Origin of the sequence: Micromonospora sp. NPDC000668 (genome assembly GCF_042897975.1) — a bacterium.
GTDB lineage: Bacteria > Actinomycetota > Actinomycetes > Mycobacteriales > Micromonosporaceae > Micromonospora.
In genome coordinates, this window is sequence record NZ_JBIAYP010000010.1 from 124,932 (window position 1) to 137,912 (window position 12,981).

Sequence of the window (12,981 nt, forward strand, 5' to 3'; positions counted from 1 at the left end):
TTTCCCGGAACCGAGGAACCGGAACGCCGGCCCGGCGAGGATCGCCCACTCCGGCCGTCCCGGACCCGCCCTGGACGTCGCCGAACGGGAGGTGTGGTACCGAGCCGGCGGCCACGCCGTCAGGCGAGCAGGATGCCGTGGTCGACTGCATCGGAGAGCACCGCGCCCAGCGAGAGGCGCATCACCTCGAACCGTCGGGAGATCTCCCGGGACAACCCCAGCTCAACCTCCCACAGCGCCCGCTGGGACCACGCCCGCGCGGCGTTGCGGTCGTCGTTGCCGGGAGTGCGCCACGTCTGCCAGCACCCGCCGGAGAGCGCCACCGCGACCGGCGGGAACACCTCGTCGCGCGACGCCGCCGGATAGCCGGACAGCGCGTCGATCGCCTCCGGGCCGGTCAGATTGGCCACCCCGGCCGTGCTGGTGATCAGCAACACCCGGTCCAGGTCGCGACCATGCCGGTGGTCAGCCAGGCCGTACTGCACGGCCGTGGCGATCCGGCGCCGCACGCCCTCGGCCAGCGGAGCGCCGAGCACCCGGGTCGCGGCATCGGCCACGATGCCCCGCACCGCGTGGTCGCACTGGGCGGTGGCCAACAGCGACAACGCGGCCATCTCCCGGTCCAGCAGCTCGGGCAGGCCGGCGCAGCCGACCCCGAAGACGATCTCCTGAACCACCCGCAGGTGGGTGTTCGCCAACTCCAGCGCGAGGTGCTGGCGGATCCGCTGGGCGCAGGAGCGGGTCTGCCGGTCAAGCTGCTCGGACCAGTCCCCCGGGTCAGCGACCACGGCCACCCGGTCGTGCTGGCCCGGCAGCACCGGCGGATCCACGCTGGCCCGGTGCAACCCCTCGTCGGCCGACCAACCCACCAGCGCCCGGCGCAAATCCGCAGCGGTGTCGGCGTCGGCGACCGGGAACCACCGCGCGCCGGCCAGCGAGGGCACCGCGGCCAGCAGCACCGCCCGGTGCGCCTCCACGGTCACCGCGACCGGGTCGACCTCGCCGGGCAGACCGCCGGCCGGCGGGACGGACGCCCCCGCGTCCTCCGTCGTCGCCGCGCCGTCGGGCACCGGCGCCCAGCCCGCCGCGCCGGGGGTGACCGCGAAGACGACCTTCACCGGGGCGGGGGCCACCTCGGCAAGCAGGTTCAACTCCGCGGCGGTGAACGCCTGGTCGGCCGCGATCACGAAGAGCAGCGCGCCGGCCCGGCCGACCGCGTCGAGCAGCACCCGACCCCCGGCCACGCCGAGCGTGCCGCTGTCCGGCGTGTCGATCAGGGTGAAGTGCCGCAACAGCGGCTCCGGCACGCTCAACTCGACACGCCGGGGCGGGCGGGCCAGCGCCGGGCCGGCCGCGTCCCGGTCCGCGCCGTACGAGTGCGGCTGGCGGTAACCCGGCACGTACGCCGCACGGGTGGGCTCCTTGGCGTGCCGCACCACCAGCCAACTGCCCGCCGGCACGGTGAGCATCACCGGGTCGAGCCCGAGCAGGGTGGCGAGCACCGCGCGCCGCTCGGCGCCGGCCGGGCCGACGGCGACCACGCCGAGCGGCTCCTCCGGAGCGGGACCGGTCACCCCGACCTGGGTGGGCAGCGGGCCACAGCGCGGCAGCTCGACTGGGCCGGCCATGTCGTCCGACGAGTCGACCGAGGGGAGAGGGCCCTGCTTCATCAGGTGGCCTCCCAGGGCAGGCGACCGGCGCGCCGGTCGCGTTGAATCCGGTGACAGTACCCGTATATCGGAACAGTACGGGCGGCCCGATGACCGGACGGAACACTACACATACTCACCGGTAATCACGAGATTACTCAACTTCGGTGCGTGACGGTCCGCGCGCAGACAGGTTTCGATGGATATGCTGCCCGGATGAGTCGATGGAAGTTCGTCGGCCGAACCGACGAGCTCAACCGCCTGCTGGCGGCCGTGACCGGCGAGGCCGGCCGGGGGCTCTTCTTCAGCGGCAGCGCAGGCATCGGCAAGAGCCGGCTGCTGCGCGAGGGCGTCAGCACCCTGCCCACCGACCGGTACGCGATCTGGTCCATCGCGGCCAGCGCCACCACCGCCGCACTGCCGTTCGGCGGGCTGGTGCAGGTCCTCCCCGCCGAGCAACCCCAAGGGCTCTCCCCCGCCGGCATCCTGCGCTGGGCCCTGGGCGTGCTGCACCAGCAGGCGGCCGGCCGCCGGATCGTGCTCGCCATCGACGACGCACACCTGCTCGACCCGCCCTCGGCGGCGCTCGTGCATCTCGTCGCCCGGGACGAGAACGCCACCGTGGTCGGCACCCTGCGCGACGGCGAGCAGATCCCGCTGCCGATCCGGGCACTCTGGACCGACGACCTGGTCGAGCACATCGAACTGACGCCGATGCCACAGGCGGAGACCGCCGGCCTGCTGGCGTCGATCCTGGATGGCCCGGTCGACGCCGGCTCCGCCGACCGGCTCGGCCGCCTCTCGTCCGGCAACCCACTGCTGCTGCGCGAGCTGGTGCACGCCGCCAACGGCAGCGCGGAGCTGAAGCGCACCTACGGCATCTGGAAGTGGACCGGGCGCCTGGAGCTGGCACCCAACCTGACCGACCTCATCGACACCCGGGTCGGGCAGCTCACCGACGGCGTCCGCACGGTCGTCGAGCTGGTCGCCTTCGGCGAACCGCTGGGCCTGCACCTCCTCAACCTGGCCGCCGACCCGGTCGACGTGGAGATCGCCGAGGAACGCGGGCTGATCAGCGTCGTACAGAGCGACCGGCGGACCGACGTCCGGCTGGCCCACCCGCTCTACGGCGAGGTGATGCGCCGCCGCTGCCCGGTCAGCCGCACCCGACGACTCCAGGCGCACCTCGCCGAGCTGTTGGAGCGGGTCGGAAAGCGCCGCCGCGGCGACCTCCTGCGGGTGGCGGTGTGGCGGCTCGACTCGGGCACCGCGCAGGACGCCGCCCTGCTGGTGGACGCCGCGGTGCAGGCGTTCACCCGCTACGACGTGCCGCTGGCGACCCGGCTGGCCCGCGCCGCGCTCAACGCCGACGGCGGCTCGGACGCGGCGGAGCTGCTGGCGACCATCCTGATGTTCGCCGACCGACCGGACGAGGCGATCGACGTCCTCGACGCGGTGACTCCCGAGCCCGGCGACGAGCGGCGGCTCTGCCGATGGCTGACCGTGCGGGGGATGGTCAGCTACTGGGGGCTGAGCCAGGAGTCCACGGTGGAGGAGATCGCGAGCCGGGTCGAGCAGCTCAGCGACTCCGCCGACCGGTCCCGGGTGCACGCCTTCGAGGCGATCATGCGACTGCACCGGCTGGACACGACCACCGCCGTGCGGCTCAGCCAGCGGGTGCTGGACCGGCCGGCAGCGAGCGTCGCCGCCCGCGAGCTTGCCCGCAGCACCATCGCGTACGTCCAGGCCGCGCAGGGCCAGCTCGCCCGCAGCGGTACGGCGATCGCCCAGGTGCACTCCGCGGCGGCCAGCTGGCGTACCGACATGCCGTACCTGCAACTGGCCCTGGAGCTGGCCCGGGGCACCCGGCTCATGCTCACCGGCGACCTGGCCGGGATCGACGCGATCGTGGCCGACGAGTTCGCCGACCTCGCGGGCGCCGGCGACTTCCGGCTCGGCACCGGGTACCTGGCCATCCTCCAGGCGTACGCGGCCCGCCTGCGCGGGCAGAGCGACGCGGCGATGCGGACCTCGCTGGGCGCCTGCGCGGTGCTGGCCACGAGCCGGGTCTACGCCGGTCTGGCCCAGGCCGAGCGGGCCCAGGCGGCGGCCCTGCGCGGCGACGCGGCGCAGGCAACCGAGGCGATGGCCGAGGCCGACCGCACCCACTCGCCGAGCATGTCGGTGCTCTATCCATGGCTGGAGCAGGCCCGAGGCGCCGTGCTCGCCGCGTCGGGCGACCTGCCCGGCGCAGCCAAGCAGCTCACCGATCTGGTGGACCGGCTGCGCGCGGACGGCTTCGCCGGGCACGAGGTGCACGTCCTGCACGACCTGGTCCGGCTGGACCAGGCCGGCGCACCGGTCGGGCCGACCTGCTCCGACGGCGGCCGGCGCACAGTCGCGCAACGCCTCGCCGAGCTCTCCGAGCGGGTCGACGGGGTGCTCCCGCCACTGCTGGCCCGGCATGCCCGGGCCGCGGTGACCGACTCCGCCCCGGATCTGCTCGCAGTCGCCGACGACTACGCCGCGCTGGAGCTGCACGTGTACGCCGCCGAAGCCACCGCCCAAGCGCTGCACCGGCTGCGGCAGCAGCACTCGCCGGCAGCCGGTGAGGCCCGGGAGCGCCTGGCCGGGCTACTCGGCCGCTGCGAGCTGATCCGCACGCCGGCGCTGCACGCCGGGGCGCCGGTGCTGACCGAACGGGAGTGGCAGGTGGCCCGCCTCGCCGCCCACGGCGCGACCAGCAAGGCCATCGCCGAGCGGCTCTATCTCTCCGCCCGCACCGTGGAGAACCACCTCCAGCGGATCTACACCAAGCTCGGCGTGACCGCCCGGGCCGAGCTGTGGGCTGCGCTGCGATCGATCCCGGGGCACGAAAGCGGCGACTCAGGCTGAACCTTAGGCTTGGGCGGTGAGCACCCTCCGCCCCGCGCTTCTGACCGACCACTACGAGCTGACGATGGTCAGCGCGGCTCTGAAGGACGGCACCGCCGACCGCCGCTGCGTCTTCGAGGTGTTCAGCCGCCGGCTGCCGACCGGCCGCCGGTACGGCGTGGTCGCCGGGACGGCCCGCCTGATCGACCTGATCCGTGACTTCCGGTTCGACCCGACAGAGATCGACTTCCTGAGCCGGACCGGTGTGGTCGACGAGGCGGGCGCGGCCTGGCTCGCCGACTACCGCTTCACGGGCGACATCGACGGGTACGCCGAGGGTGAGCTGTTCTTCCCCAATTCGCCGATCCTCACCGTCTCGGGCGGCTTCGCCGAGTGCGTAGTGCTGGAGACCTTGGTGCTCTCCGTGCTCAACCACGACAGCGCGGTGGCGGCCGCAGCTGCCCGCATGGTGACCGCCGCGCGGGGTCGCACGCTGATCGAGATGGGTTCGCGGCGGGCGCACGAGGAGGCCGCGGTGGCCGCGGCGCGCGCGGCGTACCTGGCCGGGTTCCGGTTCACGTCCAACCTCGCCGCCGGTGCACGCTACGGCATCCCCACCGCGGGCACGGCGGCGCACGCGTTCACGCTGCTGCACCACGACGAGCGGGCGGCGTTCGCCTCGCAGGTCGCCACGCTGGGCAAGGACACCACGCTGCTGGTCGACACGTACGACATCAGCCAGGGCATTCGCAACGCGATCGCGGTGGCCGGGCCGGAGCTGCGGGCGGTACGGATCGACTCGGGTGACCTGGCGGTGATCGCTCAGAAGTCCCGGGAGCTGCTGGACTCGCTGGGCGCCACCGAGACCAAGATCATCGTCTCCGGCGACCTGGACGAGCACGCCATCGCCTCGCTGGCCGCCGAGCCGGTGGACATGTACGGCGCGGGCACGGCCGTGGTCACCGGCTCCGGGGCGCCGACCGCCGGGCTGGTCTACAAGCTCGTCGAGGTCGAGGGGCGGCCGGTGGTGAAGCGCTCCGAGCACAAGGCGACGATCGGTGGCCGGAAGGTGGCGGTCCGCCGGCACAAGCCGACCGGCACCGCCACCGAGGAGATCATCGTCCCGCAGGGCGTACCGGACCGGCAGCCCAACGACCGGCTGCTCCAGCGCTCGTACGTGGTCGACGGCGAGCCGGTGGCCCTACCGTCGCTGGACGAGTCGCGGGAACACCTGCGCGAATGCCTGATCTCCATCCCGTGGGAGGGGCTGAAGCTCTCCGGCGGCGACCCGGCCGTACCGGTCAGCGTCGTACCCGCCGACTGAGCTCATCCAGGACCGGCACCGCAGACCCGATCATGAGGAGGGAGACCTCGATGGCCAACGCACTGATCATCGTGGACGTGCAGAACGACTTCTGCGAGGGCGGCTCGCTGGCCGTCGGTGGCGGCGCGGATGTGGCCGCCGGAATCTCCCGGCTGCTCGCCGCCGAGCCGGACCGCTGGGCACACGTGGTCGCCACCAAGGACTACCACATCGACCCGGGCGCGCACTTCGGCGATCCGCCGGACTTCGTGGAGTCCTGGCCCCGGCACTGCGTGGTCGGCACCAGCGGCTCGGAGTTCCACCCCGATCTGGACACCGGGCGGGTCGAGGCGATCTTCCACAAGGGCGAGCACGCGGCGGCGTACTCCGGGTTCGACGGGCACGCCGACGACGGCGAGTGCCTGGCCGACTGGCTGCGCCGGCACGACGTGGACCAGGTCGACGTGGTCGGCATCGCCACCGACCACTGCATCCGGGCGACCGCGCTGGACGCCGCCCGGGAGGGCTTCGCCACCACCGTGCTGCTCGAACTGACCGCCGCGGTCGCTCCGGAGACCACCGACGTGGCGCTGCGGGCGCTGGACGGCGCCGGGGTGACCATGCACGGTCAGCCTGTGATCAGGGCCGCATGAGGCGGTAATTGGTTGGTCATCCGCCCGCCGCCGGTCGAGGATGTCGCCGGAGGTACGGACCCACGTGAACATGAAGCCTTACCGGGCAGCGCTCGCCGTGCCCGGCCTGCGGTCGCTGCTGCTGCTCGCCGTCCTCGCCCGTATCCCGCTCACCGCGACCGGTGTGACGCTGACCTTCTACGTCGTGCTCGACCTCGACCGGGGCTACGGGGCGGCCGGCCTGGTCGGCGCGGCCGTCACGGTGGGCGCGGCGATCGGCGGCCCGCTGCTCGGCCGGCTGGTGGACCGGCGTGGCCTGCGCCCGGTCCTGGTGCTCACCGCGATCGCCGAGGCGGTGTTCTGGACCACCGCGCCCTCGCTGTCGTACCCACTGCTGCTGCCGGCCGCCTTCGTGGCCGGCTCGCTCGCCCTGCCCATCTTCTCGGTGGTCCGCCAGTCGATCGCCGCGATGGTCCCGGAGGACCGGCGCCGCCCGGCGTACGCGCTGGACTCGATGTCGGTGGAGCTGTCCTTCATGATCGGCCCGGCACTGGCAGTGGCCCTGGTCACGGCGATCTCCGCGCGGACGACCCTGTACCTGGTCGGTACCGGCATCGTCGCCGCCGGGATCGGCCTGTGGCTGCTCAACCCGCCCATCCGGGGTGCCAGCGAGCCGACCGGCCTGCGGCGCCGGGTGCCCCGCCGCGAGTGGCTGACCCCCCGACTGCTCGCCGTGCTGGCCGTCAGTACCGCCGCCACGCTGGTGCTCGGCGGCACCGACGTGGCGGTGGTGGCCGTGCTGCGGGCGAGCGGCGAGGTCGGCTGGACCGGCGCGGTTCTGTCCATCTGGGCGGTCGCCTCGCTGGCCGGCGGCTTCGCCTACGGTGCCGTACACCGTTCACTCTCCCCACTGGCCCTGACCGCGGCGCTCGGCCTCTGCACCATCCCGATCGGGCTGGGCGGCGCCCACTGGTGGCTGCTCTGCCTGGCACTGATCCCCGCCGGCGCACTCTGCGCGCCGACCATCGCGGCCGCCTCGGACGCGGTCAGCCGGCTGGCCCCGCCCGAGGTACGCGGAGAGGCGATGGGCCTCCACGGGTCGGCAGTCACTGTCGGCATCGCGATCGGCGCTCCGCTCGCCGGCGCGGTGATCGACGCCAGCGCGCCGCTCTGGGGCTTCGTGGTGACCGGCGCGCTGGGCACGCTGGTCACCCTGGTGGTACTCCCGATCGAGTTGCGCCGCCGCCGCAACGCCGTCACGGCCGCCCTGGCGCCGCCCGTCGAAGCCGACGTCACCCCCGCCACCCGCTGACGTCCCGGGTCACCATTCCGGTGGGCGGCAACCCGCCCGTCCCGCCTGGGTGGCGCTGCGATTGCCAGCCTTGAGAGCGGGCCGGCGCCGGGCCAGCAGGCACCGGGCCAGCAGGCACCGGGCAGCGGGCGCTGTTCTTAGGGGCCACGTCGAGATGGCGACGATTGTCCGGGCAGCATGCACAAAAGAGCTTGATACCTGTGAGGCAAATTTATGCCTCACAGGTATCAAGCTCATGTGGAACAGTGGCCGGACAGCCGGGACGGACGACCCCGGGGCCGGCCGGAAGCGCAGGCCGAACCGAAGCAAGCCGAGCGAGCCGGGCCGGGCGGAAGCGCGGGCCGAGCTGAGCCGCCCGCCGGCTGCGCTAGGTGAGCCGACTCGGAACCGAGCCGCGCCGAACCGCGCCGCGCCAGCCGGCCAGCCAAGCCGAACGAACCGAACCGCACCAGCCACGCCAGGCCGAGCCGAGCCACGCCGGCCGGGCAGCCGCGCCAAGCCAGTCGGGCCGGGCCGGGCATGAGGCGAGCGCGGGTCCGACGGTGGCCGGACATGGCGACGGGCGCCGCTCCCGGTGGTCCCGGGGGCGGCGCCCGTCGTACGGCTGCTGAGCTGAGCGTCAGTTCCGGTCAATGTCGCTGGCGATGTCCTCGCGGTAGCTGGCCCCGCCGTCCGACTCGCTGGTGAGCGGCTTGGCGCCACCCTCCGGCGGGCCGGCCAGGCTCTGGCCGCCGGCGGCCAGCTCCGGGAACTTCATGTCGAACGCCGGCCGCTCGGAGCGGATCCGGGGCATCCGGTCGAAGTTGCGCAGCGGCGGCGGGCTGCTGGTCGCCCACTCCAGCGAGTTGCCGTAACCCCACGGGTCGTTCACCTCGACCACCGGGCCGGTCTTGTACGACTTCCAGCAGTTGTAGATGAACGGCAGCGTGGAGATACCGGTGATGAACGCGCCGATCGTGGAGACCATGTTCAGCGTGGTGAAGCCATCGCTGGGCAGGTAGTCGGCGTACCGACGGGGCATGCCCTCGTTGCCGAGCCAGTGCTGCACCAGGAAGGTGGTGTGGAAGCCGATCATGGTGAGCCAGAAGTGCACCTTGCCCAGGCGCTCGTCGAGCATCCGGCCGAACATCTTCGGGAACCAGAAGTAGATGCCGGCGAAGACCGCGAACACGATGGTGCCGAAGAGCACGTAGTGGAAGTGCGCCACCACGAAGTACGAGTCGTGCACGTGGAAGTCGAGCGGCGGGCTGGCCAGCAGCACGCCGGTGAGACCACCGAAGAGGAAGGTGACCAGGAAGCCGATCGCGAACAGCATCGGCGTCTCGAAGCTGATCTGACCCCGCCACAGGGTGCCGATCCAGTTGAAGAACTTCATACCGGTGGGCACGGCGATCAGGTAGCTCAGGAAGCTGAAGAACGGCAGCAGCACCTGGCCGGTGGCGAACATGTGGTGCGCCCAGACGCTCATCGAGAGCGCGGCGATCGCGATGGTCGCGGCGACCAGCCCCTTGTAGCCGAAGATCGGCTTGCGGGAGAAGACCGGGATGACCTCGCTGATGATGCCGAAGAACGGCAGCGCGATGATGTAGACCTCGGGGTGCCCGAAGAACCAGAACAGGTGCTGCCAGAGCATCGGCCCGCCGGTCGCCGGGTCGTACACGTGGGCGCCGAGGAGGCGGTCCGCGGCGAGCGCGAACAGCGCGGCGGCCAGCAGCGGGAAGACCAGGATCACCAGGAGGCTGGTGACCAGCATGTTCCACGTGAAGATCGGCATCCGGAACATGGTCATGCCCGGCGCGCGCAGGGTCAGGATCGTCGTGATCAGGTTGACCGCACCGAGGATCGAGCCGAGGCCGGAGATGGCCAGCCCCATCACCCACATGTTGGCGCCGACGCCGGGCGAGTGCTCGACGCTGCTCAGCGGCGTGTAGGCGGTCCAGCCGAAGTCGGCGGCACCGCCCGGGGTGAGGAAGCCGGCGGTCGCCATCGTCCCGCCGAACAGGAACAGCCAGTAGGCGAAGCTGTTCAGCCGCGGGAAGGAGACGTCGGGTGCACCGATCTGCAACGGCACGACGTAGTTGGCGAACGCGAACACGACCGGCGTCGCGAAGAACAGCAACATGATCGTGCCGTGCATGGTGAAGAGCTGGTTGTACTGCTCGGGCGACAGGAACTGCATCCCGGGTCGAGCCAGCTCAGCCCGCATGACCAGGGCCATCAGGCCACCGATCATGAAGAACACGAACGCGGTGACCATGTACATGATCCCGATTTGCTTCGCGTCCGTGGTACGAAGCAGCCGCGCGATGGCCGACCCCTTGACCGGCTCCCGGACCGGCCAGGGCCGGGTCACGACCGGCTTGGGTGCGACGGTGGTCACGAGTGGCCTCCGGTTCTCGGTTGTCCCGCTCGGCACACGCTGGTTATCGGCGGGCCGTTATCCGCAGGAAGAATAGTCCCCGGCAGGTCGGAGCGCCGCGTGGGGTGGCGGGACACGATCTACAGCGGCCCGACCAGCAAGCGGTAGTGCTCTCCGAAGATCCGGCCGCCCCGTCCGCGCAATAGCGGGTCGCGCAGCGCTGGCGGCACGTCCCGGGTCCGGTTGCGGTCCCGGGTCCGGTCCCGCACCCAGCGGGTACGCGGACGGCGGCGACTCTCGTACGCGACCAGGGCCGCCTCCACGCTGCCGGCAGCGCGCAGCGACTCGGCCAACACCACCGCGTCCTCCAGCGCCATCGCCGCACCCTGGGAAAGTGTCGGCGCGGTGGCGTGCGCGGCGTCGCCAACCAGCAGCACCCTCCCCCGGTGCCAGCGCCCCAGCTCCACCTCGTCGGTGATCCCGACGTGCACCCCGTCGAGCGCCGCGAGCACCTCGGGCACCGGGCCGCGGTAGTCGGCGAAGAGTTCGCGCAGCCGGGCCAGCGGGTCGGCCGGCGCTTCGGTGCCGGCCTCATCGGCGTAGCAGTGCAGCCGACCGGCACCGATCGGCACCATCAGGAACCCGGAGCGCTGACCGAGCAGGGCGGTCCACTCGCTGACCGGCGGACCGTCGCGCAACACGGCCCGGTAGACCACCTGCCCGACGGGTCGGGGCGGCCCGCCGAGCGAAGCCAGCGCGCGGACCGAGGAGCGCGGCCCGTCGGCGCCGATGACCAGGTCGTACTCGGTGCTGGTGCCGTCGGTGAAGGTGACCCCGACCCCGCCCGGGAGCAGGTCCAGGGTGCGTACCTCGGCGCCGTGCCGGACGGCGCCGCCGGCTCCGCTGAGCAGCACCCGGTGCAGGTCCGCCCGGGGCAGCGCCCTGCACTCGCCGACGCTGGCCCAGAGGGTGTCGAGGTCGACTTCGCAGAGCGGCGCGCCGGCGGCGTCGAAGAAGCGCTGCCGGCGGATCACCTGCCCGAGTGGGCGTACCGGGTCGTGCAGGTCCAGCCGGTGCAGCGCGCGGGCCGCGTTGCCCGGCAGGTAGAGGCCGGTCTCGGTGGACTCCCCCGGCGGCAGCTTGTCGGTGACGTCGGGCCGGAAGCCCGCCAGGCGTAGCGCCCGGGCCACGGCCAGGCCGGCAATGCCCGCGCCGACGACGAGGATGCGCAGGGGGGAGCCACCCATGGTGGTGTACGCCTCCGGAGGGGATGCGGCACGCGTTGGAGGCAACACGCTACTCGGCGCTATCGGCGCACACCAGGGCCCATTTGGCCCGCCCGGAGTCGCTCGTCGGCGACTCCCGCCGCTTAGCTGGACGTCCGCTGCCGGCCGTCCGGCGCGGGCGTGGCAATCCTCACATTTCACCAGTTTGACGCGTACGGTTGCGGACCACTTTCAAACATGTAAATGTGTCATCGAGCGTGGGAGCGCTCCCGTACCTGCCCCGACCTCATTTCGGCGTCCGGCACGCGCCGCAGTCAAGGAGCATCATGAAACGTCCACTTCGGGCCCTGGTCGCCGCTGGCCTGCTGCTCGGCGGCTCGATCGTCGCGGTGGCCCTCGGCGGCAACGCCTCCGCCGACACCCAGATCTGTGATCAGTACGGCTCGACCGTCATCCAGAGCCGGTACGTGGTGCAGAACAACCGCTGGGGCACCACCGCCCAGCAGTGCATCAACGTCACCGACACCGGCTTCGAGATCACCACGCAGAACGGCAGCAACCCCACCAACGGCGCGCCCACCGCGTACCCCTCGGTGTTCTTCGGTTGTCACTACACCAACTGCTCCCCCGGCACGAACCTGCCGATCCAGGTGAGCCAGATCAGCAGCGCCACCAGCAGCATCAACTACCGGTACGTCAGCGGCGCGACCTACAACGCCTCGTACGACATCTGGCTGGACCCGACGCCCAAGCGGGACGGCGTGAACCAGATGGAGATCATGATCTGGCTCAACCGGCAGGGCTCGATCCAGCCCATCGGCTCACCGGTCGGCACGGCCAGCCTGGCCGGCCGGACCTGGGAGGTCTGGCGGGGCAACAACGGCGGCAACAACGTCATCTCGTACGTCGCGCCGTCGCCGATCACCAGCCTGAACTTCAGCGTCCTCGACTTCATCACCGACGTCCGCAACCGGGGCGCGATCACCAACAGTTGGTACCTGACCAGCATCCAGGCCGGCTTCGAGCCCTGGCAGGGCGGCGCCGGCCTGGCGGTGACCTCGTTCTCCGCCGCCGTCAACGGCGGCGGCCCACCGCCCACCACCCCGCCCCCGACGACTCCGCCGCCGACCACGCCGCCCCCGACCACCCCGCCGCCGGGTGGCGCCGGGTGCGCGGTGAAGTACACGCCGAACTCGTGGAACAGCGGCTTCACCGCCGACGTCCAGATCACCAACACGGGGTCGAGCCCGGTAAACGGCTGGACGCTGAGTTACGCGCTGCCGAGCGGGCAGCAGGTGACCAGCGCATGGAACGCCACGGTGAGCCAGAGCGGGTCGACGGTGACCGCTCGGAACCTGAACTGGAACGGCACGCTCGCCCCGGGCGGCACGGCCAGCTTCGGGTACCAGGGGACGCTGAGCGGGGCGTACTCGTCGCCGACGAGCTTCACCCTCAACGGCGTGGCCTGCTCCCGCTCCTGAGCGGTAGGCAACTGGCAGTGGGGGGGGGGGCCGGGGGGGGCGCCCCCCCCCCCCCCCCCCCCAACCGCCCCCCCCCCCCCCCCCGCCGCCCCCCCCCCGGGGAAACCACCCCAAAGAGCCCGCAGGCGCGGAAAAACCCGACGCA

At 72.3% G+C, this 12,981-nt stretch carries 8 protein-coding genes; 5 read left to right on the forward strand and 3 right to left on the reverse strand.

All coding sequences use genetic code 11. From position 1 onward, the window contains the following. Positions 1-119 precede the first annotated feature (119 nt). Positions 120-1,670 (reverse strand): hypothetical protein, encoded by a 1,551-nt coding sequence (locus ACFY29_RS34700; RefSeq protein WP_386992974.1) that lies wholly within the window; start codon positions 1,668-1,670, stop codon positions 120-122. A 195-nt stretch (positions 1,671-1,865) separates the two neighbouring features. Between ACFY29_RS34700 and ACFY29_RS34705 the strand changes: the two genes are divergently transcribed. Genes ACFY29_RS34705 through ACFY29_RS34720 form a run of 4 tightly spaced genes read left to right on the forward strand, consistent with a single transcriptional unit; the run spans position 1,866 to position 7,770 of the window. Beyond that, positions 1,866-4,544: a LuxR C-terminal-related transcriptional regulator gene (locus tag ACFY29_RS34705; protein ID WP_386992976.1), complete on the forward strand. Its 2,679-nt coding sequence runs from the start codon at positions 1,866-1,868 to the stop codon at positions 4,542-4,544. A 16-nt stretch (positions 4,545-4,560) separates the two neighbouring features. Then, positions 4,561-5,847 carry a nicotinate phosphoribosyltransferase gene (locus ACFY29_RS34710; protein ID WP_386992978.1) on the forward strand — a complete coding sequence of 429 codons (1,287 nt, stop codon included), beginning with the start codon at positions 4,561-4,563 and terminating at the stop codon, positions 5,845-5,847. Positions 5,848-5,897: 50 nt separating this feature from the next. Next, the gene (locus ACFY29_RS34715) at positions 5,898-6,479 is read left to right on the forward strand and encodes an isochorismatase family protein (RefSeq protein ID WP_328424105.1); all 582 of its coding nucleotides are present in this window, start codon (positions 5,898-5,900) and stop codon (positions 6,477-6,479) included. Between the two features lie 40 nt (positions 6,480-6,519). Next, on the forward strand, positions 6,520-7,770 hold the full coding sequence (locus tag ACFY29_RS34720) for an MFS transporter (protein ID WP_386992980.1): 1,251 nt from the start codon (positions 6,520-6,522) through the stop codon (positions 7,768-7,770). A gap of 619 nt (positions 7,771-8,389) precedes the next feature. Here ACFY29_RS34720 and ctaD read toward each other — a convergent pair. Continuing rightward, positions 8,390-10,150: a cytochrome c oxidase subunit I gene (ctaD, locus tag ACFY29_RS34725; RefSeq protein WP_386992983.1), complete on the reverse strand. Its 1,761-nt coding sequence runs from the start codon at positions 10,148-10,150 to the stop codon at positions 8,390-8,392. Between the two features lie 119 nt (positions 10,151-10,269). Continuing rightward, positions 10,270-11,376: an FAD-dependent monooxygenase gene (locus ACFY29_RS34730; RefSeq protein WP_328424099.1), complete on the reverse strand. Its 1,107-nt coding sequence runs from the start codon at positions 11,374-11,376 to the stop codon at positions 10,270-10,272. Positions 11,377-11,681: 305 nt separating this feature from the next. Between ACFY29_RS34730 and ACFY29_RS34735 the strand changes: the two genes are divergently transcribed. After that, positions 11,682-12,836 carry a cellulose binding domain-containing protein gene (locus tag ACFY29_RS34735; protein WP_386992987.1) on the forward strand — a complete coding sequence of 385 codons (1,155 nt, stop codon included), beginning with the start codon at positions 11,682-11,684 and terminating at the stop codon, positions 12,834-12,836. Positions 12,837-12,981: the final 145 nt, after the last annotated feature.

Excerpts from the sequence above, each read along its gene's own strand:
- ACFY29_RS34700 (WP_386992974.1), bottom strand. The coding sequence starts at position 1,670 with ATGAAGCAGGGCCCTCTCCCCTCGGTCGACTCGTCGGACGACATGGCC.
- ACFY29_RS34705 (WP_386992976.1), top strand. The coding sequence starts at position 1,866 with ATGAGTCGATGGAAGTTCGTCGGCCGAACCGACGAGCTCAACCGCCTG.
- ACFY29_RS34715 (WP_328424105.1), top strand. The coding sequence starts at position 5,898 with ATGGCCAACGCACTGATCATCGTGGACGTGCAGAACGACTTCTGCGAG.
- ACFY29_RS34720 (WP_386992980.1), top strand. The coding sequence starts at position 6,520 with ATGTCGCCGGAGGTACGGACCCACGTGAACATGAAGCCTTACCGGGCA.
- ACFY29_RS34730 (WP_328424099.1), bottom strand. The coding sequence starts at position 11,376 with ATGGGTGGCTCCCCCCTGCGCATCCTCGTCGTCGGCGCGGGCATTGCC.
- ACFY29_RS34735 (WP_386992987.1), top strand. The coding sequence starts at position 11,682 with ATGAAACGTCCACTTCGGGCCCTGGTCGCCGCTGGCCTGCTGCTCGGC.